This is a genomic window from Haloferax sp. Atlit-10N (assembly GCF_003586325.1).
Classification (GTDB): Archaea; Halobacteriota; Halobacteria; order Halobacteriales; family Haloferacaceae; genus Haloferax; species Haloferax prahovense.
This window is the reverse complement of the sequence record NZ_PSYX01000133.1, coordinates 1-485: the sequence shown is the minus strand read 5'-3', so window position 1 is coordinate 485 and position 485 is coordinate 1. Positions and strand designations below refer to the sequence as shown.

At 66.2% G+C, this 485-nt stretch carries 1 protein-coding gene; it reads right to left on the bottom strand.

Annotation, left to right across the window (positions count from 1 at the left end; all coding sequences use genetic code 11):
- Nucleotides 1-485 (bottom strand): ornithine cyclodeaminase family protein (locus tag C5B91_RS21530; protein ID WP_394337652.1); only part of this gene is annotated, 485 nt, incomplete at both ends.

Below are 485 nucleotides of genomic sequence, written 5' to 3'. Positions count from 1 at the left end.
TGATCCCGTCGTCGTCGGTCCGCCCCGAGAGCGTGCCCGCGACGATGTCGCCGAGTTCCCCGTGGAGATCGGCATCTGTCAGAACCCCCTCGCCCCACAGGACGTTGATCTCGCCGGAGTGAGTACACTGCTCGTAGTTGTCGATGACGACTTTCGCGTCGAGCAGCGTGCGTTCGTCGTGTTCCTGCTTGCCAGCGGCGTCGGCCCCGATGGCGTTGATATGGGTGTGCTCGTCGAGCCACGCCCGCTCGACGATGGGGGACTCGACGGGCGTAATCGTCGACAGCACGTCACAGCCGGCGGCGTCCTCGATGGGACCCGCCTGCACGTCGAATCGGTCGGCGAACGTGTCGACGAACGCCTGCTGTTTCTCCGCGTCCCGGTCGGCGACGATCACCGTCTCAATGTCCCGCACCGACGAGATGGCTTCCAGTTGCGTGTAGGCCTGCGTGCCAGCCCCGACCAGTCCGAGCGAGTCCGCGTCG